Source organism: Anaerosphaera aminiphila DSM 21120 (assembly GCF_900129925.1).
Taxonomy (GTDB): Bacteria; Bacillota; Clostridia; order Tissierellales; family Peptoniphilaceae; genus Anaerosphaera; species Anaerosphaera aminiphila.
In genome coordinates this window covers 230,120-255,187 of the sequence record NZ_FQXI01000001.1, presented here as the reverse complement: position 1 = coordinate 255,187, position 25,068 = coordinate 230,120, and the positions used below count along the sequence as shown (strand labels likewise).

Below are 25,068 nucleotides of genomic sequence, written 5' to 3'. Positions count from 1 at the left end.
AAATAAAATAATATAAAATAAGTGCTCGTAAATAATTAGTGAGTTATTTAAATTAATTAAATAATATATTTTTACAGCTTGGAATTTTATATTCCTTTAATATTTTAACACAAGTATAGGGATAAAAAATATTTGTATAAAAAATAAATTATGCTTGACAATGTTAAATATAAATAATACAATGAGTAAAATTTAATGAAGAGCTATGATAAAGAAAAAGATATTGGAATTTATTTTAGAGAGTCAGATTAGGTGAAAGCTGACATAGAGGAAAATATGTAATATTCACTTTTAAGCTTGATGGTAGAATGTTAGTAGACTGTCACGGATGCCACCGTTATTTTAGGCTAGGGATTTTTTGATTCTGAAAATGAGGTAATCTTTAGATTATAAACTTAGGTGGTACCGCGAATACACTTCGTCCTATATAGGACGAAGTTTTTTTATTTTACGGAGGAAAATTATGAAAAAATTATTAGTTTTGGCGATTTTATGTAGTGTACTTTTAGTTGGTTGTTCTCAAAAAGAGACAAGTAATAGTGTTGGAGAAAAATCTAATACTGAAATAACTTCTAAGAGTTATAAGGTGGGAATAATAAAGTATATGGATCAGATTTCTTTGGACGAGGCAAAAGAAGGCTTTATTGAAGAAATGGAAAAAAATGGAATTGAAGTAGAATATGTTGATAAAAATTTAAACGGAGATATGTCACTTGTAACAGTTGTTCCTGAAAAAATGCTATCAGATGAAGTGGATTTAATATATACTGTGTCAACAATAGCAACTCAAGGAGCAAAAAACACAACTGAAGACATTCCAATAGTATTTAGTGCGGTAACAGATCCGGTAGCTGCAGAATTAGTAGACTCTATTGAAAAGCCAGGTGGAAATGTGACAGGGGTATCAGACTACATTGATCCATCAGCTCAAATTGATGAATTTTTAAAACTATATCCCAATGTAAAGACATTTGGAGTTATTTACAATTCAGCTGAACAAAATTCTCAAGTTCAACTTGAAGAGTTAAAAAAAGTAACTGAGGAAAAGGGACTTGGACTTGAAATTTCAGGAATAAGTACTGTAAATGACATTCCACTTGCAATAACTTCACTATCCGGAAAAATAGATGCTCTGTTTGCTTTAACAGACAATATGGTGGCAAGTGCAGCACCAATAGTTTCAGAAAATTTGTTAAAGAATAATTTGCCAAGTTTATCAGCTGAAGAAGGACAGGTAAAAAATGGACTTTTAATGAGTGAAGGAGTTAACTATAGAGAGCAAGGAGCTCAAGCTGCCAGAATGGCAATAAAAATACTGCAAGGTGAAAAACCTGAAAATTTACCAGTAGAGTACAATGAAAAAAATGTAAAAAAAGTAAATGAAAAAGCTGCAAAGGCATTAAATCTTGATTTAAACAATGAAATATTTAAAGATGCAGAAATAATAAAATAAAAATTTAATATACCTCTTGACTTTAAAGTACTAATACCATATAATTCATATTAATTTAATAAAAGCATAGCAGGAGAGAAAGAAAGCTGGATTATCTAAAGAGAGTCGTGAATGGTGAGATGCGGCATTAAACGGTTTTGTAATATACACTCCCAAGCTTATCTGTTGAAATTATAGTAGGTAGATACGGACGCCCCCGTTAACGTAGGATAAGGATTTGTTGATCCTGAATAAGGTAATCTTTTATTGATTATGAAATAGGGTGGTACCGCGTAAGTCAAGTCTTTCGCCCCTTAGGAAACTAAGGAGTGAAGGGCTTTTTTTGTACATTTATTTAGTGGTTTAATTACAGGAGGGAAAAGATGAAAAGGAAATTATTATTAATTGCAATTTGTATGACAATGATTTTGACGGCATGTGGTTCTAAGGGAGAAACTGAAAATACCGGAAAGGAAGTAAACGAAGATAAAGTATTAAAAGTTGGAATTATACAATATTCGCAACATATAGCGCTTGATAGAGCTAGAGAAGGTTTTATAAAACAATTGGAAAATGACGGATTTGCACTTGAGGTAGAAACCATTAATGTACAAGGAGACAGTAATTTAGTTTCTACTACAGCAAAGAAATTTGAGTCAGATGGAGTGGATTTAATATATGCAATAGCTACACCGGCAGCTCAAGGGGCAAAAAATGCAGTTGAAAATACACCGGTAATATTTAATGCAGTAACAGATCCCGTAGATGCAGGCCTTGTGGAGTCTAACGAAAAACCTGGTGTAAATGTTACAGGAGTTTCAGACTATTACTCTATAGAATCTCAGCTGGAAAGCTTTCTAAAGTATTTTCCAGAATCTAAAAAGCTTGGAGTATTGTACTCCACTGGAGAGACAAACTCTGAAACACAAATTAAAGAGCTAAAAGAAATTACGGAAAAATTGGGAATAGAGCTCTTTGAAATAGGTGTAAGTACTATTAATGACGTTCCTCAAGCTATGACTTCACTAAGTAGAAAAATTGATTCATATGTTGCAATTTTAGATAACTTGGCATCATCTTCAGCAAGTGTAATATCTGTTGAATTAATTAAACAAGAAATTCCTTCTTTTGCCAGTGAAGGTGGTCCTGTTGAAAATGGAATACTAATGAGTGATGGAGTAGACTATGAAAAACTTGGAGCAGAGGCAGCTAAAATAGCAGAAAAAATTAAATCAGGAGAAAAAGCAGCAGATATACCGGTGGTATTTTCAAAAGATACAACTAGAACAGTAAATAAAAAGACAGCAGATGGATTAAAAATAGATGAAAATTCACTAATATTTGAAAATGCAAATATTGTGGAATAAGGAGGAGTAATTAGTATGGGTGCAGTCTTAATGGCATCTCTTGAAATAGGGTTAATATTTTCACTACTTGCAATAGGAGTAATGTTGACATATAAAATTTTAGATATAGCAGATTTATCAGTTGAGGGAACATTTCCACTAGGAGCTTTTGTATTTTCAAGTGTAGTAATGAATGGGTTAAGCCCTTACTTGGGAATGTTATTAAGCTTTTGTGCAGGTTTATTAGCAGGATTTTTGACATTTGTACTCTATAAAAAACTTAAAATTGCACCGATTCTTGCGGGAATTTTAACAATGACAATACTTTATTCAGTAAACCTTAGAATTACTGGAAGCAGTAATGTACCATTAAATAATTACGACACAATTTTTAGTAAATTAGAATTTCTTCCAAAAGTTGTAATTTTAATAGTTATTGTAGTACTTTTAAAAATAATTATGGATACTTTTTTTAAGACGGAAAAAGGTTATTTATTAATAGTTACTGGAGACAATGAATCTCTAGTGAAATCTCTTGGGAAAAATCCTGATGTCTACACTATGGTAGGTTTGATGTTAGCCAATGGACTGGTTTCATTAAGTGGATGCTTAATGGCACAATACCAAGGATTTGCCGATGCTCAAATGGGGGCTACAATGATCGTAACTGCTCTAGCATCTATAATTATAGGTGACACTTTTATGAAGAACAGTAGAAAGTTAAAAATGACAACTAGAGCTATAATTGGAGCAATTGCCTATAGGATAATAATAGGAATAGCAATAGACTTAGGATTAAATCCAAATGATTTAAAGGCAGTTACTGCAATTACGGTTATAATATTTATTTTATACAACAATGTTTCAGCTGTTGGCATGAGTAAATTAAAAAATATAAACACCAGAGCTTAGAAAGAGGTTTGAAATGTTAAAAATAGAAAATTTAAATAAAACTTTTTACCCGGGTACACCTGAAGAACAGAAAATATTTAACAACTTTTCTCTTGAGATAGAAAAAAATGTATGTACTACAATTTTGGGACCAAATGGATGTGGAAAGAGTACTTTATTTAATTTAATAAGTGGCAGTATAGAAAGTGATGGCGGAACTATTACTTTAAAGGAAAAAAATATTGAAAAGCTATCTGAAGAAAAGAGAGCTATTTACATTGGAAAAGTAAGTCAAGATCCGTCAATGGGAGTTTCACCAAGCTTGAATATTTTAGAAAATATGTCTATGGCACTTAAAAAAGGAGAAAAGTTTACTTTTAAAAAACTAGTAAAGAATGAAAATCTTAATTTTATTGTAAATAAATTAAAAGAATTGGATTTAGGCTTAGAAGATAAATTAACTACACAAGTAAAATTTTTATCAGGAGGTCAGAGGCAATCACTATCTCTATTGATGTCCACTATAAAGAGGCCGGATTTATTACTTTTAGATGAGCACACTGCAGCTTTGGATCCTAAAACTTCAAAGTTAATTATGGACAAGACAGTGGATTTAATAAATAAAGAAAAAATCACTACTTTGATGATAACTCATAATTTAAGACATGCAATAGAGTATTCAAAGAGAATTATTATGTTAAATAAAGGTGAAATTGTACTGGATATAAATTCAAAGGAAATAACGGAAGAAGAACTCACTAAATTTTACAATGACAATATTTTAGAGAGTTTAAAATTAGTATCTTAAGTATTTTAAAGGAGGCAGATTTTAGGTTGCCTCCTTTTCATCTTTATTGAATTACTGCTATAAAGAGAGTATAATACATATATAGACTTAAAATAAATATTAGGTCTATATTTATAGGAGGTAATAATATGAATATTGAAAAATATTTAGATGAGAAAGAAATCATTGGCTGGAGAAGATGGTTTCACGAAAATGGAGAATTATCTTTTAAAGAGTATAATACCAGTGCTTTTATTGAAAATGAACTTAAAAAAATTGGCAATATAGAAATCTTAAAACCTACTCCAACTAGTATAATAGGTGTTATTAAAGGACCTAAAGAGGGAAAAGTCGTTGGACTTAGAGCGGATATAGATGCCCTTCCAATTGAAGAAGAGGCAGATGTGGATTTTAAATCAAAAAATAAAGGTGTAATGCACGCCTGTGGACATGATACTCATGCAGCAATGCTACTTGGAGCTGCAAAGGTACTGGCAAATAATAGAGAAGAATTAAATGGAACAGTAAAATTAATATTCCAACATGCTGAGGAACTGCCACCAGGAGGAGCTATTGAAATAGTAAATTCAGGTATGGTTGACGATGTAGATGAATTTTATGGAATTCATATATTTCCAGGGTTACCAGCAGGTCATATACTCTCTAATACAGGTGCTATTATGGCATCTTCTGACACAGTTACACTTAAGATACAGGGAAAGGGTGCACATGGGTCAATGCCTGATAAATCTATAGATCCAATTATGATAGGTTCTATGATTGTTATAAATATAAATCAAATAATTTCCAGAAATATAAATGCCTTTGAAAATGCTGTAATTAGTTGTGGAATATTTAATTCTGGAACAGCTGAAAACATAATTCCAGACACAGCAAACTTAAAATTTACTGTTAGAAATTTATCTGAAGATGTGAGAAGAACTATAAAATCCAGAATAGAAGATATAATTGCCGGAATTTGTAAGGCAAATGGAGCAACTTATGAATTAGATTATCTAATGGGCTATGATGTAAATATAAATGATGAAAATTGTGTAAATAAAATTAAAAAAGCAGCTGAAAAAGTCGTTGGGTTAGATAATTATGTGGAATTGCCCCAACAAATGGGAAGTGAAGATTTTTCTTCTTATAGGAGAATTGCCCCAAGTGGATATTTGGGATTATCTGGAGGAAGTGCAGAAGAAGGATATGAATATGTAAATCACAATCCAAAATTTAAAATTGACGAAAAAGCTCTAATGTATGGTGCTAAAATGCACATTGAGTTGGCATTATTGGGATTGGAAAAATAAATATATAGATTTTACGCTGAGTTCAAATTTGGACTCAGTTTTTTTATAGATTTTAAAAGGAAAAACATGGGTATATTATTAATAGTTTGTACTATAAAAGTAAAGGGGGATTTTAATTGAACACTTGCTCAGTAAAAAGTGGCTGTGGGTGTGTTAAACAGATAAAAATTCCGCTATTGATATTTTTTATATTAATAATGCTCAAACATGACTACGGTGTAGTAAAAAAAGACCATGCAGTTTATGCTTTTGAAAACTATGTGGAAAGCGAGTTATTATCTGACAGTATAAAAAATTACAGTATTGATTATGACAAAGATAGTGGAATGTATATTGTAGATGTAGAAAATTTAAAAGACTTAGATAATAAGGGCACTTATACTATAAATAAATCTGGAGTAAATAAGATTTATAACTTAAGTAATACAGAAAAAAGTGTTAAAAATCAAGAATTGTTATTTAAATATTCAATGAAAGATTATTTAGTAGATAAACTATTTAAAACAAAGAGTGTTTAATTAAACACTCTTTGAGTTTATATTTTTTATAGAGTTAAAATTAGGAGGAGAAAAATTATGAAATTTAAATATTTAATAGATGTTGAAAGTAGAGACCTTTCAAGGACATTAAATAATATTGAAGAAAAGGTGGAAATGGTTCAAATTGTAAACCGAACTATTGTAGAAAATTTAACGTATTTTGATGTATTAGTTGGATTTGAAGCTAAAGAGTGATGAATTTAATACTTCAAAATAGAGTATTTAAAGTTATTTATATATTAATGTCGGTTGAAAATTGAAAAACATAGGTATATATATTAAGTAGATACATATGAAAGAGGTGTTTAAATGAAATATGAAGTTGTAAGAGATTTTCCTGATAGTATATTGTTTGATAGAGGTGGTGTCTGTATATCAATTTATCAACCTACACACAAAAATAAATCAGAAAATGCACTGGATAAAATTATGTTTAAAAACCAAGTTCAAAAAGCCGAAAGGAGTTTAGCGCAAAAATTTTCTAAGAGAGAAATCGAAGAGTTTTTAGATCCACTGTATAAATTAGACCAAGATAATGAATTTTGGAATAAGACAAAAGATGGATTGGCTATATTTTTAAATAAAAATAAATGTGTAATCTATAAACTAGATAGAGAATTAAAAGAACTTACAGTTGTTTCAGATAGTTTTCACATTAAACCACTTATAAGAGTATTTCAATCAGCGGATAAATACTATGTATTAGGGCTTAATAGAAAGACATTTAAATTATACTATGGTGATAGATATGGTCTTACAGAAATAGAATTTGCAGAAGATGTACCTGTAGAAATTACTGATGTACTAGGTGACCAATATACATCTCCACACATATCTATATCAAAGGGCGGCACAATGTATGGTACAGGAAGTAAAAAGGATGAAATTGAAAAAGATATAGAAAGATATTTAAGGTATATAGATAAATTTATATGGGAAAATTATTCTAAGCCAACTGGAGCACCGCTTGTATTAGTTGCATTAAAAGAATATCAAGGAGAGTTTAGAAAAATTTCAGGAAATAAGTATTTAATTGAAAAGGGAATAGATAAGGATTTTGAATCTCTAGATATAAATACAATAAGAGAAGAATCTTGGAAAATAATAGAGGCCATTTACTTAAATAAAACTGCAGAATTAGTTGAATTATATAACAATGGTAAGAGCAAAGAATTAGCCGGTGATAGTTTAGAAGATGTTTCAAAAAAAGCAATTGAAGGTAGAATTGAAACCGTCCTTTTAGAATCAGATAAATTAATTCCTGGAAAAGTTGATTTAGAGACAGGTGAAATTGAAAGAAAACCTCTTGAAGACGTTGAAACTGATGATGTGTTAGACGATATAGCAGAATTAGTTTTAAAATCTAAGGGTGAAGTAGTAATGTTACCTAAAGAGAGAATGCCAACAGAAAGTGGAGTGGCAGCTATATTTAGATACTAAGCTTAAATAGTATAAAAATCCCAGTTGAGAAAGTCTAACTGGGATTTTTATATATCTAAATTTTATTTTAATATTAATTTTTTAAAGCTAATATAATGGAATTAAATTTTGCGGGTTCTTCCCATTGAGGAAAATGACCGGACTCTTTAAAAAGATAATAATCTTTTTTTGTATGTATATTTTTATACCAATTACCAGCTATTTCAGATGAAACATGAAAATCATGTTGTCCTTCAAATAAAATTATAGGTACTTTAAAATTATTTAAATTGTTAAAATTTACTTCCATTAGTTCTTTCCAAAAGTATTCAATACTTTGTATAGAACCTCTTTGTCTATTAAGTAAATTTAGTATTGAGTAGTGTTTTGAAAATAAAAATGGAGTTATAAGACTATTCATACTTGTTTTTCCATATATAGAGCCTTTTAATTTGACAATTTGCCTTGTTAGATATAGTAATGAATTAACCCAATCATCTCCATTTAATTCTTGTTTTATATTGCTCAACTTCTTTTGAACTTTGAGATTAGAAGAATATTTTCCTATAAACTTAATTTGAGAATTTAAATTCTCCTCCATGTTTACAACTTGTCCACATCCTAAATAAGCTTGAACCAGTTGAGGATATTTTTCTATAAATTTAATACCAAGCACAGAACCCCATGAATGTCCAAGAATATAAAGTTTTTCCTTTTTAAATCTGTCTAATAAATATTTGGAAAATTCATATATATCATCAACAAATATTGAAATAGATAAGTTTTCACTTTTAGAAAATTTATAGTAAGACAAACCGGAACCTCTTTGTTCTAAAACTACTAAAGTAAATGATTCTGATAATGATAAGTTATGTTTTTCAATTAAGGGAAGGCAACTATCACCGGGACCACCATGTAAATATAACAAAATAGGATTGTTGGTATCTTTACTGTATATACCGAAATATTGCTTTACACCGCCAATTATTTTATATTCAAGCTGATTCATCTTATTTCTCCTAATTAAATTTAAATAAAAAAACAGGTTATTATTTTTAACCTGTTTTTTTATGGTACCGGTAGTGGGACTTGAACCCACACGTCATTGCTGACAACGGATTTTGAGTCCGTCCTGTCTGCCAATTCCAGCACACCGGCATAATTTTTATAACTACTATAATTTACCATTGTTTTAATAATAAATCAAGATAAATTATATATTAAATCTGAAATATACTTTGGAATAATGTATAATTACAAAGAAGGAGTGATTTGTTTGAAAGAAAGAGTACTTATTATAGATGGTTCTTCCCTGTTTTTTAGGGCGTTTTATGCACTACCGCTATTAAAGACAAAAAGAGGTATATATACTAATGCCATTTATGGATTTATTATGATGTTGGAGAATGCAATTGAAAAAGTGAATCCAAATTATTTAGTTGTGTGTTTTGATATGAAGGGAAAGACTTTTAGAAATGACTTGTATAAAGATTACAAAGGGACTAGACAAAAGACACCTACTGAGTTAGAACAACAATGGCCCATTGTAAGAGATATTATAGATAAAATGAATATAAAAATTTTAGAGTCGCCGGTTTATGAAGCTGATGACATTGCGGGAACCTTGAGTTTAACTGCAGAAAATGAAGGGTATGATTCTATTTTACTAACTGGAGACAAAGATTATTTTCAGCTAGTTGATAAAAATACACAGGTGCTCCTAACAAGAAAAGGTATTACTGAAATGGATATTATATCGGTGGAGAGTATTAAGGAAGATTATGACATCACACCAGAGGAGTTTATAGATTTAAAAGGACTTATGGGGGATAATTCAGACAATATCCCAGGAGTACCGGGAATTGGTGAAAAAACAGGGCTAAAACTCGTAAGAGAATTCGGTACAATTGAAAACTTATATGACAATTTAGATAAAGTTACAGGGAAAAAGTTAAAAGAAAATCTTGAAAATTATAAAACTCAAGCTTTTATGAGTAAAAAATTGGGAACTATAGTTAGAAATGTACCCTTAGATGTGGGAATTAAAGACTTAAAAATTCAAGAGCGAAACTATGAAGACTTGTCAAATATGTATAGAGAATATGAATTTAATACTCTATTACAAAGACTTCCTGAAGAATTTCACAAAGCTGATATTGAAATGATATCAGGAGATTTAATTAAATATGAAGATAAGTCGCTAGATGAAGTAATAGACAGTATTCATAGTAAAAAATCTTTCGCATTTAAATTTGTAACTGATGGTAAGATTTATGAATCTATTAAGCCTATATATTTAGCTATAAAAGTTAATGATGATGCTCCGGTAATATTAAATATAGATGATGAAAAAACATTAAAATTAAAATCAATATTTGAAGATGAAAACATTGAAAAAATAGGACACAATTTAAAAGAAGACATTATGATTTTAATGGACTATGAGATAGATATAAAAAACTATACCTATGATTCTATGATTGCAGAGTATATTTTAAATTCCACTGAGTCAAATTATGATATTAACAACCTTTCAAATATTTATTTCAGTATAGGATATATGGACTTAGATGAACTATTGGGCAAAGGGAAAAAAAGCAAAAAGTTTTCTGAAATTGAAGAAGATGAATTAAAAAAATATTTTGCATTTTATTTAAATACTATCCATAATTTAAAATCTCTGCAATTGGAAAAAATTAAAGAGCAGGGAATGGATGAACTCTACTATGAAATAGAGTTGCCACTCGTTGAAGTACTAAGTTCTATGGAGTTTATTGGAATTAGAACAAAGAGCTCTGTCTTAGATGATATTGGAGATAATCTAGATATAAAGATTAAAGAATTAGAGAAAAATATCTATAGAGAAGCAGGGGAGGAATTTAATATTAACTCTCCTAAAAAATTAGGTGTGATTTTATTTGAAAAGTTAAATTATCCGGTTATAAAGAAGACAAAAACAGGTTACTCTACAAGTGCAGATGTACTGGAAAAACTAGAAGGCAAGGGCGAAATTATAAATTACGTCTTAGAATATAGACAACTTGCAAAATTAAAATCTACTTATGTAGATGGTTTAAAAGAACTAATTAATGGAGATACAGGTAGAATTCACTCTCACTTTAATCAAACAGTTACTTCAACAGGACGTATATCTTCAACTGACCCAAATTTACAAAATATTCCAATAAGAACAGACGAGGGAAGATTGATACGAAAGGCATTTTTAGCATCTGAAGACTGCCTATTAGTTGATGCAGACTACTCTCAAATAGAGCTTAGAGTTTTGGCAAGTATTTCAAATGATAAAAATATGATAGAAGCTTTTGACAATGATGACGATATTCACAGGAGAACTGCATCTGAGGTTTTTGGAGTTGACTTTGACGATGTAACACCACTTTTAAGATCTAGAGCAAAAGCTGTAAACTTTGGAATAGTATATGGGATTTCAGATTATGGACTTTCCCAAAATCTAAATATTCCTAGAAAAGTTGCAGCTGATTACATTGAAAAGTATTTAAAACACTATAGTGGAATTAAAGATTATATGGACAATGAAGTAGAAAAAGCCAGAAGTAAGGGATATGTAGAGACGATTTTAAAGCGTAGAAGATATATTCCAGAGCTAAATGCTAAAAATTACAACATCAGGTCCTTTGGGGAGAGAGTTGCATTTAACACTCCAATACAGGGCTCTGCAGCCGATATAATAAAAATAGCAATGGTAAAAGTATATGAGGCATTGAGAGATGAAAAATTAGAGTCAAAATTAATTTTACAAATCCATGATGAATTAATAGTAGATGCAAAAGAAGATGAAGCTGATAAAGTAAAAAAATTAATGAAAGATATTATGGAACAAGCAGTTGAGTTAAAAGTAAAATTAAAAGTTGATATGGAAGTGGGAAGTAGTTTGTATGACACAAAATAAAACTATAATTGCCATCACAGGTAGTATTGCAACTGGAAAGAGCCAAGCTGTAAACATAGTAAGAGAACTGGGATATAAAGTAATTGACTCTGATAAAATAGCTCATAAAATATTAGAGAGAGAAAATATAATAGATAAAATTAGAAATAGCTTTAATGGCGATATTTTAACTGAAAAAAAAATTGATAGAAGTAAACTTGGAAAAATTGTATTTGGAAATAGAGAAAATCTTAAAAAGTTAAATAGTATAACTCACCCTGCTATATTTGAAGCTATTAATTTAAAAGTAAAAGAGTTAGATGAAAAGTTAATATTTCTCGATATTCCACTGTTAATTGAAGAGCTGGATAAAATAATGGGCTATGATTTAAAAATAAATTCCATTTGGCTTATATATACAAAAAGAGAAATACAAATTGAAAGGTTAATGAATAGAGATAAAATTAATAGAGAGTATGCAATAAAAAAAATAAACTCTCAAATGCCAGTGGAAGATAAAATTAAATTTGCAGATGTTGTAATAGAAAATAATGGTAGCGTTGATGATTTAAAAAGACAAATACTGTTTCAATTAAAAAAATTATAAATAATAAAGACCCTAAAAGATGGATTTTAATCAAATTTTTAGGGTCTTTATTATTTTAAGGATGTTAAAAATGTATATTTTTATAAATAGTAGAAAAATTTATTGTTTAGTACTTAAGTAATTAAATTTGCAGTATATTCTTTCTACACCTGCTAATTGGATACCAAGCACAATTTGAGCAAATATCTTCTAAAATTAAAGGTGTTATTTTAGAGAATATCTCACTTACAATTTTATTGTAGTTATATATTTTTTCTTCAATATTAAAGTAATTTATTATTTTTTCGTCGTAGCTTTGAACTTTAAAATTGTCTTTACATAAATTGGTTCCGATTTTATTGGGACAACTAGCACATAAGTCGTCAGTTGAAAATATAATTTCTATTTTAGAATTTAAATTATTTCTAAGATAGCTTGTAATAGTATTCATATTATCTACAAAATCTTCACTATAGCCATTTCCGCTGTAGCCTTGAGTACATAATAAGTGGTGAGGTCTTAACTTATACATATAAATTTCCCTTAAGTACAGATGATTTAATTTTTAATCCTAAAACATCAATTAGTATTATTTTAATAATAGCAGTTGGAATAAATGGCAAGACACAAGCTATAAAAGCCATGTATAGACTATTAGCAGTTACAAAGCTGTAGAAAATTGCTCCAAAGGCAAAATTTATAATTGTTCCTAAAATTAGTCCTATAATTAATTCAGAGTGTTTAGAATTTTTAGCACCTATACCTGCTAAAAGTGCCATTAGTGGAAATGAAATAATAAATCCGCCAGTAGGGCCAAAAATACTTCCAAGACCACCGTTGTATCCCGCAAATACAGGAATTCCTATTGCACCAAGTAATATGTATATAAGCGATGCTATAGTTCCATTTTTAGGTCCTAAGACTATGCCGGCTAAAGGTATAATAAAAGTTTGTAGAGTCATTGGAACTCCGTAGGGCATAGGGATACTAAGTTGAGAAACTACAGAGATAATTGCTGTAAAAACTCCAATATAACAAAGATCGTGAACTGATAATTTTTTCTTCATAATTAAAACTCCTTATTCTTTTGATAAATTAATTATAATTAAACAAAACTCACTTGTCAATATAAAAATTCAATTTGGTTGACAATTGAATTTAACATTGACAAGTGTCATAGTTAAGAATATAATTAATAATTACGTTGACAGGTGTCAGTGTTCAAAAGTTATAAGGAGAAGATTTTATGTATACAGGTAAAAATCCAATAGCAATACGGTCTCAAGAGTGTTTTGTGGAATCTCTATTAGAACTTATGAAGAGTAAATCGCTATTTAAAATTACAATAAAAGATATATGTGAAAAGGCAAATCTTTCAAGACAAACTTTTTATCAACTATTTTCTACTAAAGAAGATGTTCTAAGATTTTATATTAAAAGATCTTTTGAAGAAATATATCCAGACTCAAAAGTTGAATACCATGAAAATGTAAAATTAATAGCACAATATTTTTTAAAATTTTTAATGGAAAATGACGACTTTGTAAGAATGTTAGTGGAAAATAGAATTGCATATTTAATAGTTGATGAATTGGCAATGAGTATAAGAAATATTGGAAACAAAGCAAATATTGATAGTAAAAAAGAAAACAATGAATATGAAGTAGCTTTTATAGCTGGTGGAATATCCAGTACAATATTTTATTGGTTAAAGTCAGATAAAAAAATTAGTGAAGAAAAATTAATAGATTTAATTACAAAAATGTCAATTTAAAAGTGATATTTTTAATTAATATAATGTGTTGGGAGGAAATCATCTTATGTTAAAACTTATTAAGTATTTAAAATCAAAGGAATGGTGGGAGGTAGGATTTTGTCTAATATTTGTTGTAGTACAAGTTTGGCTTGATTTAAAATTACCTGACTATATGTCGGAAATTACAAGATTAGTTCAAACTCCGGGAAGTGAATTAAATGAAATATTAAATGTGGGCTTCTACATGATTATATGTGCCCTAGGAAGTTTAGCATCGGCAATAATTGTGGGATTTTTTGCTGCAAGAGTAGCAGCTTCTTTTTCACAGACAGTGAGAGGTACACTATTTAATAAAGTTGAATCACTTTCTATGACAGAAATAAATCAGTTTTCTACTTCTAGTTTAATTACTAGATCAACTAATGATATAACTCAAATACAGATGTTTATAACTATGGCTTTACAATTGGCTGTTAAAGCTCCAATTATGGCTGTATGGGCAATCATAAAAATATCTGGAAAGGGATTTGAATGGTCAATAGCAACAGGAGTGACTGTAGCTGTTTTAATGATTTTAGTAATGGTAATTACAATTTTTGTAATTCCTAAATTTAAAAAAATGCAAATTTTAACAGATAATTTAACAAGGATTACAAGAGAAAATTTAACAGGATTAAGAGTTGTTAGAGCTTACAATGCTGAAGACTTTCAAAGTGAAAAGTTTGAAGTTGCAAATACGGAATTAACTGATAATACTTTATTTACAAATAGAGCTATGTCACTTATGATGCCGGTCATTAATATAAGTATGAGTGTATTAACTCTATCTATTTACTGGATAGGTGCAAATTTAATAAATGCTGCACAGGCGACAGAAAAACTGGGGTTATTTTCAAATATGGTTGTATTTTCATCTTATTCTGTTCAAGTTATTATGTCATTTATGATGTTAGTCGTTATTTTTATAATGTATCCAAGAGCCAGTGTTTCAACAAAGCGTATAAATGAAGTGTTAGACACTGTACCTACTATAGTAGATGGAGATTTAACTGAAGGATTGGACAATGTTAAAGGGGAAGTAACTTTTAAAAATGTCACATTTAAATATCCGGATGCAGAAGAATATATATTAAAAAATATAAACTTTACAGTTAAGCAAGGAGAGACAGTTGCATTTATTGGATCTACAGGAAGTGGTAAATCTACATTAATTAACTTAGTACCTAGATTTTTTGATGTTACAGAGGGAGAAGTACTAGTAGATGGAGTAAATGTAAAAGATTACAAACAGGAGAGTTTATTTAATAAAATAGGATATGTTCCTCAAAAAGCAGTACTGTTTAAAGGAACAATTAGATCGAATGTTGCCTATGGAGACAATGGCAAAGATATAAAATACACAGATATGGAAGTTAAAAAGGCAATAGAAATTGCTCAGTCGAAAGACTTTGTAGAACAAATGGATGGACAATATGATGCTTTAGTAGCTCAAGGGGGCTCGAATGTCTCAGGAGGTCAAAAACAGCGTATATCTATAGCAAGGGCAATATGTAGAGAGCCTGAAATTTATATATTTGATGATTCTTTTTCTGCTTTGGACTATAAGACAGATAAAATTTTAAGAAGCGAGTTAAAAGAACAAACAAAGGGCGTTACTAGCATGATAGTTGCACAGAGAATAGGAACTATTATAGATGCAGATCAAATAGTTGTGCTAGATGAAGGCGAAGTTGTTGGTAAGGGCACTCATAGAGAACTATTAAAAAGTTGCGATGTCTACAGAGAAATTGCCATGTCACAATTAAGCGAGGAGGAATTGCAATGAGAGGTCAAAAAATGCATGGTCCTATAGATAAGCCAAACAATTTTAGAAAGACTTGGGGAAAATTAATTAAGTATTGTAAAAGATATATGCCGGCAATACTTTTGACATTAGTTATTGCAATAATGGGAACAGTATTTCAAATAGTTGGACCAGATAAATTAAAAGATGTTACTAATGAAATATCAAAGGGACTTCCTGCTATAATTAATGGTCAGACAATAGTAAAAGCGATTGATATGGTATCTATTTCTAACATTGTAAAAGTTCTTGTAATATTGTATGGGTCAGCTCTATTTTTAAATATGGTAGAAAACTATATAATGGCTACAATAACAGCAAAAATTTCAAAAAATTTGCGTACAGATATTTCTAGGAAAATAGATAGATTACCTTTAAAATATTTTGACAGAGTAAGTTATGGAGATGTTATAAGTAGAGTTACAAATGATGTAGATACAATTGGTCAGACATTAAATATGAGTATTGACACTTTAGTTAGAGCTATTACAATGTTCTTTGGAGCACTTGGAATGATGCTCTACAATAATGTAACTATGGCTCTTACGGCGGTGGCATCAACAGTAATAGGCTTTGTATTAATGTTACTCATTATGTCAAAATCACAAAAGTATTTTGTAGAGCAACAAAGAGAATTGGGAAATATAAATGGACACATAGAAGAAATTTATTCGGGTCACATTATTGTAAAAGCATATAATGGAGAAAAAATAGCAACAAAGAAGTTTGACAAAATTAATAATGACTTATATTTAAGTGGCTGGAAGTCACAATTTATGTCAGGATTAATGACACCACTAATGAATTTTATAGGAAACTTTGGATATGTAATGGTTTGTATAGTAGGTGCTGTACTAGTTATGCAAGGTAAAATTTCCTTTGGTGTAATAGTGGCATTTATGATATATATCAGATTTTTCACGCAACCACTATCACAGATAGCTCAAGCAATGCAAAATTTACAGAGAACTGCAGCTGCAAGTGAAAGAGTATTCGAATTTTTAGATGAAGAAGAAATGGAAGTTGAATCTGGAAAAGTTAAAAAACTATCAAATGTAAGAGGAGACGTTGAATTTAGAGATGTAAAATTTGGATACGACAAGGATAAGATGGTAATAAAAGATTTTTCAGTAAAGGTAAAAGCCGGACAAAAAATTGCCATTGTAGGTCCAACAGGAGCAGGAAAAACCACTATAGTTAATTTATTAATGAGGTTCTATGACTTAGATAGTGGAGAAATTTTAATTGATGAAATACCGACAAGTGAAGTTACCAGAGAAAATGTTCGTGAACAATTTTGTATGGTATTACAGGATACATGGATATTTGAGGGAACCATTAAGGAAAATGTAATTTATGCTAAAGAAGGAGTCACAGATGATGAAGTTGTTCAAGCTTGCAAAGTCGTGGGATTAGATCACTTTATAAAAACTCTTCCAGAAGGTTATAATACAGTTTTAAATGACAAGGCAAATTTATCAACAGGACAAAAACAATTAGTTACAATAGCTCGTGCAATGATTCAAAATGCACCGTTATTAATATTAGATGAAGCTACAAGTTCTATTGACACAAGAACAGAGCGTATAGTTCAAAATGCTATGGATAAGTTAATGGAAGGTAGAACTTCTTTTGTAATAGCACATAGACTTTCAACAATAAAAAATGCAGATGTAATTTTAGTTATGAATAATGGTGATATAATTGAAAGTGGAAATCATGAAGAACTTTTAAAGAAAGGTGGTTTCTATGCAGATTTATACAATAGTCAGTTCGAACAAGTTTCATAATGTAAAGAGGTGTAGAATATGAGTTATAATGTTATTGTAATTGAAAGAGAATTTGCAACTGGCGGATTAGAAGTGGGAGAAAAATTAGCAGAAAAGCTAAATATTCCATGCTACAGTAAAGAAATACTAGATAGAGCCGCAGAAAAAATGAATATGTCTCCAAGTGAACTTAAAGACTTGGAAGAGAGTATGACAGGAAATTTGCTGTTTAGTTTAAATATGTTGGCAAACCTTACAAAGGGATTTAATCCGGGTTTGACAGAAGAGCAGAGACTAGCATTAGTTGAGTCTGAGATTGTAAGGGAAATATCTTTAAATCCATGTGTAATAGTGGGAAGAGGGGCAGCAGGACTGTTAAAAGACAGAGAAAATGTAATGAAGATATTTATTCATGCAAATTTAAAATTTAGAAAAGAAAGAGCTGTAAATGTCTATAATGTAGATCCGTCTTTAGTTGAAACGACACTTAGAAAGTTTGATAAACGAAGATCAAATTATTTTAAAGCTGTCACAGGAATAGAGTGGAAGTCACCTAAAAATTATCACATGATTTTAAATAGTGAAATGTTGGGAATAGACAATATAGTAAATTTATTATATGCAACAGTAAAAAATATTTAATTAAAATAAAGCATTATCTAAAATTAGATAATGCTTTATTTTAATTAAACTGACTATATATTTATGGTATTATTAAATAAATACATAATTTTAGAAAGGCTTAGTTTATGGATAGAGATTTAACACAAGGTAATGAGCTACGTTCAATAATTTTTTTCAGCATTCCAATGATAATAGGAAATTTACTACAGCAACTTTACAATGTAGTTGACACACTTATAGTGGGGAGATTCCTAGGTGGAACAGCTTTAGCAGCAGTAGGTTCATCATTTGCACTAATGACATTTTTAACCTCAATAACACTGGGACTTTGTATGGGAAGTGGTGTTGTATTCGCACAGTTTTACGGAGCTAAAAAAATAGAGGAATTAAAAAGTGGAGTTTTTAATGCTTTTTGCCTGATAGGAATAATTACTCTAATTATAAATATAGCGGTGTATTTATTTTTGGATAAAATACTATTAATTTTAAATATACCTATGGAATCCTACAGTGAAACAAAAACTTATCTGATAATAATTTTTTCAGGACTTATGTTTACTTTTATATATAATTTTTTTGCAGCTATTTTGAGAAGTGTGGGAAATTCACTTTCACCTTTAATATTTCTAGCTATATCGGCAGTTATAAATATAGTTTTAGATATAATATTTGTAATTTTATTAAACTGGAGAGTTGCCGGAGCGGCTATTGCAACAGTGATAGCTCAATTTATATCGGCACTTTGCTGTGTTATTTACTATTTTAAGAAAATGTCCAATTTAAAATTAGAGAAGAGGCACTTTGAGTTTAATAAAATAATTTTAAAATTAATAGCTAAAAACTCAATACTCACCAGTGTTCAACAGTCTGTAATGAATTTTGGGATTTTAATGATACAGGGGCTTGTAAATAGCTTTGGAGTGACAGTGACAGCTGCCTTTGCAGCTGCTGTAAAAATCGACTCTTTTGCCTATATGCCATTACAGGATTTTGGAAATTCTTTTTCCACATATATTGCACAAAACTATGGAGCCGGAAAGACTAGTAGAATAAAAAAGGGAATTAAATCTTCTCTTATTTTAGTAATAATATTTAGTATTATAATTTCCATCGCTGTAGTTTCTACCGCTCCATTGCTAATGAAAATATTTGTAAAGTCAGAAGAAATTGAAATAATTTCCATAGGAGTAAAGTATTTAAAAATAGAGGGAACTTTTTATTTATTGATTGGAATTTTATTTTTATTATATGGGTTTTATAGGGGAATTGGAAAAGCGGGAATGTCTGTAGTCCTTACAATTATATCTTTGGGTACAAGAGTGTGGTTGTCTTATTTATTATCTCCAAATCCTAAAATAGGATTAATAGGGATATGGATTTCAATACCAATAGGTTGGTTTTTAGCAGATGTCATCGGAACTTTATACTATGTTTGTTATAGGAAAATTTTACTTAGAGAAATTTAAAAAATTAGGGGTTTTATTTAAGTTTTATGTTATGCTTTAAAAGTCAAACTATAAAAATAAAATATTTAATTTATGTTTAATTTATATAAGAGGAGGATGAGATGTTTAAAAATATCAAAATTAAAAGTGGAATTGTGGCACTTACAACAGTACTTCTACTTTCCGGATGTAGTAAAACCCAAGAGAGCAAACTGCGTCCACAGGACGATTTTTATGATTATGTAAATGGAGAGTGGATTGCCAGTGCTAAAATTCCTGAAGGTGAAATTTCAATTGGAGGTATGGGCGATTTACAAAGATCTGTTGAGGCTACAGTAAAAGAAGATTTAAATAAAATGTTTTCAGGTGAAATAGAAGCGCCAACTGCAGAAACAAAGGAAATGGTTAAATATTATCAAGTCCTTTCGGATGTAGATAGACGAAATAAAGAAGGTGCAACTCCTTTGATGCCATACTTAGAAGAAATTGAAAGTATGTCAAATTTGGAGGATTTCAATAACCATGCAGGTGAATTTACCATAAATGGAATGTATTCTCTACCATTTGTTGCTTCAGTAGGGACTGACATGCATGATACTAGAAAACATACACTTCATTTTGGACCAAATTTGGAGACAATATTGGATTATAATGATTATAATGAAGAGACAAAGAAAAATCATAAAGTTTATATTTCACTATATCAAAAAATGCTGATGATGGTTGGCAAAACAGAGGAAGAAGCAATTGATATAGTTGGCAAAGCGATGAAATTTGATGAAGTAATAGGAAAATTAAATATAGAAGATATAGATGACAGTGACACGGAAGATGTGTTGGAAGGGTACAATCCCTACTCTGTAGAAGATTTTACTGCAATGAGCAAATCAATAGATTTCAAAAATATTATAGAAGATATTATTGGAGGAATGCCTGATAAGGTTATATTAACGGACCCTGAATATTTCAAAAATATTGATGCAGTTGTGTCTGAAGAAAACTTTGAAGATTTTAAATATTGGATGTATATTAAAATGCTAAATTATGGTTCGTCTTTTATATCTCAAGATTTTGATAAAGTTCGAAATGATGCAAATATAGAAATGGGAGAAGAACCAATTGACGTTACAACTGATGAAATTTACTATATGACAGCAACCATTGCATTTAACGACGCCATTGGCGTTTACTATGGAGAAACTTATTTAGGTGAGGAAGCTAAAAAAGATGTTACTGAAATGACAGAGAAACTAATAGCTGAGTATAGAAGTAGGTTGGAAAACAATACGTGGTTATCTGATGCAACAAAAAAAGAAGCCATTAAAAAAATAGACACTATGATTTTAAAAATAGGATATCCTGATCAATTGCCAAAGAAGTATAAAGATATGGTTATAAAACCTGAAGACAGTGCTCTAGATATTATGTTAAATTTTTCTAAAGCCGAAAACAAAGCACTATTTGACTCTTATTTTGAACCGGTAAATAGAGTAGAGTGGGCAGAACCTGCTCAAAATGTAAATGCATATTACAATCGTCAACAAAATAGTATAGCTTTTCCTGCTTCTATATTGCAAGCGCCATATTATAGTTCTGAGCAGACAACTAGTGAGAACTATGGAAGTATTGGAGCAATTATAGGTCATGAGATTTCTCATGCTTTTGATCCAACTAGTGCTCAATTTGATGAAAATGGAAACTTAAAGAACTGGTGGACTGAAGAAGACCACAAGGAATTTAAAAAGCGCACAGATGATTTACTAGTTCAATTTGACGGAGTGAAAATGGAACAGGGAACAGTTAATGGAAAATTGACAATTGATGAAAATACAGCGGATGCAGGAGGATTGAGTGTTGCATTAGCAGTGCTTAAAAAAGAGCCTGATGCAAATTTAGAAGAATTTTTCACTAGCTGGGCATTGGGATGGCGTACAAAATATACACCTGAGTATCAAAAACTTTGGTTAAAAGAAAATCCTCATGCACCTGATAAACTTCGTGTGAATATTCAATTTTCTAACATAGATGATTTTTACACAACATTTGATGTAAAAGAAACTGATAAAATGTATGTAGAGCCAGAGAAACGAGCAGATATTTGGTAGTTTATATTTATTTGAGAATTAAAAAAACATACCTTTACGAGTTAGATAGTAATTTTAGCTTTTAAAGGTATGTTTTTATGTATATGGTGCGGAGAAAGGGACTTGAACCCTCACGCAAATAATTGCACATGCCCCTCAAACATGCCTGTCTTCCATTCCAGCACCTCCGCAATTTTTATAATTATACTATATATATTAAATTATTTCTATAATAATTAAAAGAATGATAAAAAATCTAAACGAAACGTTTTCAGTTCCATATTACAGAGATGATTACTCAATGTGGAATTGCTTAAAAATTTTTAACAATTTTAGTATATGGAATATACATTCCAAAAAAATAGTGTTATAATTAAATTATTGTTTTAATTTAACAGAGTAAAATTTTATAATTGAGGTGAAGTAAATGAGTTCAAGAAATCTTACTTTTTCTGTAGGTGGAATTCACATGGATGAACATAAAGGTTTGACAGAGCATGCTTCTATTGAGAAAATGCCCAGTCCTAGCACTGTATACATACCAATGAGTCAGCATATAGGTGCTCCATGTATTCCAATAGTTAAAAAGGGAGACACAGTTAAAGTCGGACAAAAGATTGGAGATTCAGAAGCTTTTATTTCTTCATCAGTACATTCATCCGTTTCTGGCACTGTAGTATCTATTGAAAATATGTATACTGCTGATGGAAGATATTGTGAATGTGTTGTCATAGAAAATGATGGTAAAGATGAAAACGTTGAACCTAAACCACTACTAAACTATAAAGACGTTTCAATGGATGAAATTATTTCGTTCATTAAAGACAAGGGAATAGTTGGTATGGGAGGAGCAGGTTTTCCATTACATTCAAAGCTTAGAAATGAAGATCCCGTGCTTGACGAATGCATTATAAATGGTGCAGAGTGTGAGCCTTTTCTTACATGTGACCATAGGATAATGGTTGAAAAAACAGAAGAAATTTTAAAAGGTCTTGAAATTTTTTCTAATTTTTATAATGAGAAAGTTTCATATATGGCAATAGAGGAAAATAAACCCGATGCTATTGCTATTATGGAAGAAAAAATAAGTGAACATCCTGAGTGGAAAAATTTAAAAGTAGTTGGATGTAAGACGAAATATCCGCAGGGAGATTCAAAGAGATTATCAGAGGCTGTAGTAAATAGAATAGTTCCTCAAAATGGAGTTACTAATGATGTAGGAGTTTTTTTGACGAATGTTGGAACAACACTTGCGTTCTATGAAGCTGTTATTGAAGGAAGACCATCCTATGAAAGAGTAATTACAGTTAGTGGAAGTGGTATTAACACTCCTAAAAATATTTTAGTTAAAATTGGAACTTCAGTAAAAGATATTATAGATTTTTGTGGAGGAGTAAAAGATGATTTTATTGAAATAGTTTGTGGAGGACCTATGACTGGAAAATCTGTTTTTGATTTAAACAGTCCAATTACCAAAACAACTTCAGGAATATTAGTATTTTCAAATGCGGAAGTTAAAGATGATAAAGAGTCACCTTGTATTAAATGTTCAAGGTGTGTAGACCATTGCCCTGCGCACATTAATCCAACAGAAATTAATGCAGCGATATTAAAAGGCAATGTAGATTTGTGTGATGAATTATATGCAGATCAGTGTATGGAATGTGGAATTTGTTCTTTTGTTTGTCCTGCTAAGAGAAATCTTGCACAGTCAATAAAATTAGCAAAGCGCGAAATAAAATCAAGAGTAAAGAGATAGGAGGTTCAAAATGGAAAATAAAACCGTAATAAATGATTCAAATTCTTTAAAGGGCAATGAGTTTTATGTTTCACTTGCACCCCATATTAGATCTAATGATTCTGTTCAAAAAATAATGCTAGATGTTATTATCGCACTTATGCCTGCATTAGTGGGTAGTATATATTTTTTTGGGATGAGTTCAGCTATACTTATAGCGGTGTGCATAATTTCTTGTGTGGGTACAGAATATATTTTTCAAAAATTAATGCATAAAGAAATTCAAATTTGGGATTTATCGGCAGCTGTAACGGGAATTTTAATAGCATTTAACTTACCAGCTACTGCACCATGGTGGATGGCTGCATTTGGATCTATATTTGCCATATTAGTGGTTAAAGAGTGTTTCGGTGGGATAGGATGTAATTTTATGAATCCGGCCATTGCTGCTCGTATAGTTTTAATGGCATCATGGGCAAAGCTAATGACAAATTATTCAGGTCCAGATGGAATTAGTGGTGCTACACCACTTCAAATGATTAAAGAAGGAACAGTTACTAACTTACCGCTTTTAAAAGATATGGCAATTGGAAATATATCAGGGGTTATTGGAGAAACATCTGCTATACTTTTAGCGATAGGTGGAATTTACTTAATAGTTAGGGGAATTATAAATTTTAGAATTCCATTAATTTATTTATTGACAACAGCAATATTTTTACTTATTCTTGGAATTCCAGTGAATATACTACCTTATGAAATTTTAGGTGGAGGTTTATTTTTAGGAGCTTTCTTTATGGCAACTGACTATACAACAACTCCGATGAATAATAAAGGAAAGATTATTTTTGCCTTGGGGTGTGGGATAATTACTGCAGTTATAAGGGTTAAAGGGTCTCTCCCTGAGGGAGTTTCCTATTCAATAGCTCTTATGAACGTTGCAACACCTTTAATTGACAAACTAACTAAGACAAAAGCATATGGGGAGGCGAAGTAAATGAAAGAACCAATAAAATTTGGAATAATTCTATTAGTTTTTTGTGCGATTTCAGCTGGACTTTTAGCTTTTGTAAATAGTTTAACAGCTCCTACAATAGCAAAGACAGAACTTGAAAATACACTTAGCTCATATAAAGTTATTTTTGGAGATGAAGCAGATGATTTTGAAGAATATGACAGAACTAAATTTGCTGAAATCCAAGAAGAACATCCGGAAATACAAAATGTATTTGTGGCCACTAAAAACAGTGAGAAAGTGGGATATTGTATAAATGTTTCGGTAAATGGTTTTGGTGGAGCTATGACTAATGCAATAGGAATTTCATTAGATGGAGATGTAATTGCGGGATTTAGAAATATATCTAATGCAGAAACTAAGGGGTTTGGAACATTAATAGAAGAAGAGGACTATTATTCGTCTTATATGGGTAAATCTGCAACATCAGAGTTAAAAATGAATAAAGAACCTTCAACTGATGATGAAGTGCTACAAATTAGTGGAGCAACAGTGACTTCAAAGGCTGTTTTAGGTGGAGATAATATAGTTATAGATGTATACAATAACTATTTAAAGTTAGATAAATAGG

22 protein-coding genes, 2 tRNA genes and 2 other annotated features are annotated in these 25,068 nt (G+C 30.3%); of the genes, 19 read left to right on the top strand and 5 right to left on the bottom strand.

Features of this window, described 5'->3' with window-relative positions:
* Window positions 1–196: 196 nt before the first annotated feature.
* Window positions 197–429, top strand: a binding site (T-box leader).
* A 34-nt stretch (window positions 430–463) separates the two neighbouring features.
* The 8 genes from BUB47_RS01350 (at window position 464) to BUB47_RS01320 (ending at window position 7,748) form a co-directional block, all read left to right on the top strand.
* Window positions 464–1,453: an ABC transporter substrate-binding protein gene (locus BUB47_RS01350; RefSeq protein ID WP_073183031.1), complete on the top strand. Its 990-nt coding sequence runs from the start codon at window positions 464–466 to the stop codon at window positions 1,451–1,453.
* A gap of 58 nt (window positions 1,454–1,511) precedes the next feature.
* Window positions 1,512–1,750 (top strand) — a binding site (T-box leader).
* A gap of 65 nt (window positions 1,751–1,815) precedes the next feature.
* On the top strand, window positions 1,816–2,799 hold the full coding sequence (locus BUB47_RS01345; protein WP_073183029.1) for an ABC transporter substrate-binding protein: 984 nt from the start codon (window positions 1,816–1,818) through the stop codon (window positions 2,797–2,799).
* A gap of 15 nt (window positions 2,800–2,814) precedes the next feature.
* Complete coding sequence (locus BUB47_RS01340) at window positions 2,815–3,690, top strand: ABC transporter permease (RefSeq protein WP_073183027.1); 876 nt, start codon at window positions 2,815–2,817, stop codon at window positions 3,688–3,690.
* A gap of 13 nt (window positions 3,691–3,703) precedes the next feature.
* Window positions 3,704–4,477, top strand: coding sequence for an ABC transporter ATP-binding protein (locus BUB47_RS01335; protein WP_073183025.1), 774 nt, complete (start codon window positions 3,704–3,706; stop codon window positions 4,475–4,477).
* A gap of 128 nt (window positions 4,478–4,605) precedes the next feature.
* Window positions 4,606–5,769, top strand: a complete 1,164-nt coding sequence (locus tag BUB47_RS01330; protein WP_073183023.1) for a M20 metallopeptidase family protein — start codon at window positions 4,606–4,608, stop codon at window positions 5,767–5,769.
* 116 nt (window positions 5,770–5,885) lie between these two features.
* Entirely contained in the window at window positions 5,886–6,287 is a 402-nt protein-coding gene (locus tag BUB47_RS01325; RefSeq protein WP_073183021.1) for a hypothetical protein, read from the top strand.
* Between the two features lie 57 nt (window positions 6,288–6,344).
* Window positions 6,345–6,503 carry a hypothetical protein gene (locus BUB47_RS09965; protein ID WP_159430526.1) on the top strand — a complete coding sequence of 53 codons (159 nt, stop codon included), beginning with the start codon at window positions 6,345–6,347 and terminating at the stop codon, window positions 6,501–6,503.
* A gap of 114 nt (window positions 6,504–6,617) precedes the next feature.
* The gene (locus BUB47_RS01320) at window positions 6,618–7,748 is read left to right on the top strand and encodes a baeRF3 domain-containing protein (protein ID WP_073183020.1); all 1,131 of its coding nucleotides are present in this window, start codon (window positions 6,618–6,620) and stop codon (window positions 7,746–7,748) included.
* 73 nt (window positions 7,749–7,821) lie between these two features.
* On the opposite strand, the gene BUB47_RS01315 is transcribed toward BUB47_RS01320, so the two are convergent.
* Together BUB47_RS01315 and BUB47_RS01310 are read right to left on the bottom strand one after the other, a co-directional pair.
* On the bottom strand, window positions 7,822–8,736 hold the full coding sequence (locus BUB47_RS01315; RefSeq protein WP_073183018.1) for an alpha/beta fold hydrolase: 915 nt from the start codon (window positions 8,734–8,736) through the stop codon (window positions 7,822–7,824).
* Window positions 8,737–8,798: 62 nt separating this feature from the next.
* Window positions 8,799–8,885 (bottom strand) — tRNA-Leu (locus BUB47_RS01310).
* Between the two features lie 118 nt (window positions 8,886–9,003).
* Here BUB47_RS01310 and polA point away from each other — a divergent pair.
* Together polA and coaE are read left to right on the top strand one after the other, a co-directional pair.
* Window positions 9,004–11,658 (top strand): DNA polymerase I, encoded by a 2,655-nt coding sequence (polA, locus tag BUB47_RS01305; protein WP_143270577.1) that lies wholly within the window; start codon window positions 9,004–9,006, stop codon window positions 11,656–11,658.
* Complete coding sequence (gene coaE / locus BUB47_RS01300) at window positions 11,645–12,244, top strand: dephospho-CoA kinase (RefSeq protein ID WP_073183014.1); 600 nt, start codon at window positions 11,645–11,647, stop codon at window positions 12,242–12,244. Before polA ends, coaE begins: the two co-directional genes overlap by 14 nt.
* Window positions 12,245–12,365: 121 nt before the next feature.
* Here the strand turns inward: coaE and BUB47_RS01295 are convergent, their stop codons facing one another.
* Together BUB47_RS01295 and BUB47_RS01290 are read right to left on the bottom strand one after the other, a co-directional pair.
* Window positions 12,366–12,755: a DUF1284 domain-containing protein gene (locus BUB47_RS01295; RefSeq protein ID WP_073183013.1), complete on the bottom strand. Its 390-nt coding sequence runs from the start codon at window positions 12,753–12,755 to the stop codon at window positions 12,366–12,368.
* Window positions 12,748–13,290 (bottom strand): biotin transporter BioY, encoded by a 543-nt coding sequence (locus BUB47_RS01290; protein ID WP_073183011.1) that lies wholly within the window; start codon window positions 13,288–13,290, stop codon window positions 12,748–12,750. The genes BUB47_RS01295 and BUB47_RS01290 overlap by 8 nt, the downstream gene beginning before the upstream one ends.
* Before the next feature lie 179 nt (window positions 13,291–13,469).
* Between BUB47_RS01290 and BUB47_RS01285 the strand changes: the two genes are divergently transcribed.
* The 6 genes from BUB47_RS01285 to BUB47_RS01260 all read left to right on the top strand — a co-directional run bounded on the left by BUB47_RS01285 (window position 13,470) and on the right by BUB47_RS01260 (window position 21,765).
* Window positions 13,470–13,997, top strand: coding sequence for a TetR/AcrR family transcriptional regulator (locus BUB47_RS01285; RefSeq protein ID WP_073183009.1), 528 nt, complete (start codon window positions 13,470–13,472; stop codon window positions 13,995–13,997).
* Between the two features lie 46 nt (window positions 13,998–14,043).
* Entirely contained in the window at window positions 14,044–15,804 is a 1,761-nt protein-coding gene (locus tag BUB47_RS01280) for an ABC transporter ATP-binding protein (protein WP_073183007.1), read from the top strand.
* Window positions 15,801–17,612 carry an ABC transporter ATP-binding protein gene (locus BUB47_RS01275; RefSeq protein ID WP_073183006.1) on the top strand — a complete coding sequence of 604 codons (1,812 nt, stop codon included), beginning with the start codon at window positions 15,801–15,803 and terminating at the stop codon, window positions 17,610–17,612. Before BUB47_RS01280 ends, BUB47_RS01275 begins: the two co-directional genes overlap by 4 nt.
* A gap of 18 nt (window positions 17,613–17,630) precedes the next feature.
* Window positions 17,631–18,233: a cytidylate kinase-like family protein gene (locus BUB47_RS01270; RefSeq protein WP_073183004.1), complete on the top strand. Its 603-nt coding sequence runs from the start codon at window positions 17,631–17,633 to the stop codon at window positions 18,231–18,233.
* Window positions 18,234–18,340: 107 nt separating this feature from the next.
* The gene (locus BUB47_RS01265) at window positions 18,341–19,681 is read left to right on the top strand and encodes an MATE family efflux transporter (protein ID WP_073183003.1); all 1,341 of its coding nucleotides are present in this window, start codon (window positions 18,341–18,343) and stop codon (window positions 19,679–19,681) included.
* Window positions 19,682–19,782: 101 nt separating this feature from the next.
* On the top strand, window positions 19,783–21,765 hold the full coding sequence (locus BUB47_RS01260) for a M13-type metalloendopeptidase (RefSeq protein WP_083529016.1): 1,983 nt from the start codon (window positions 19,783–19,785) through the stop codon (window positions 21,763–21,765).
* Between the two features lie 84 nt (window positions 21,766–21,849).
* Here BUB47_RS01260 and BUB47_RS01255 read toward each other — a convergent pair.
* Window positions 21,850–21,935, bottom strand: a tRNA-Leu gene (locus tag BUB47_RS01255).
* Between the two features lie 236 nt (window positions 21,936–22,171).
* On the opposite strand from BUB47_RS01255, the gene rsxC reads away from it, so the two are divergent.
* The 3 genes from rsxC to BUB47_RS01240 are packed head-to-tail and all read left to right on the top strand — an operon-like array spanning window position 22,172 to window position 25,067.
* Window positions 22,172–23,503: an electron transport complex subunit RsxC gene (gene rsxC / locus BUB47_RS01250; protein WP_073183001.1), complete on the top strand. Its 1,332-nt coding sequence runs from the start codon at window positions 22,172–22,174 to the stop codon at window positions 23,501–23,503.
* Between the two features lie 10 nt (window positions 23,504–23,513).
* On the top strand, window positions 23,514–24,479 hold the full coding sequence (locus tag BUB47_RS01245) for an RnfABCDGE type electron transport complex subunit D (protein WP_073182999.1): 966 nt from the start codon (window positions 23,514–23,516) through the stop codon (window positions 24,477–24,479).
* On the top strand, window positions 24,480–25,067 hold the full coding sequence (locus tag BUB47_RS01240; protein ID WP_073182998.1) for an RnfABCDGE type electron transport complex subunit G: 588 nt from the start codon (window positions 24,480–24,482) through the stop codon (window positions 25,065–25,067). It begins immediately after the preceding gene.
* The last annotated feature ends 1 nt before the right edge of the window (window position 25,068 follow it).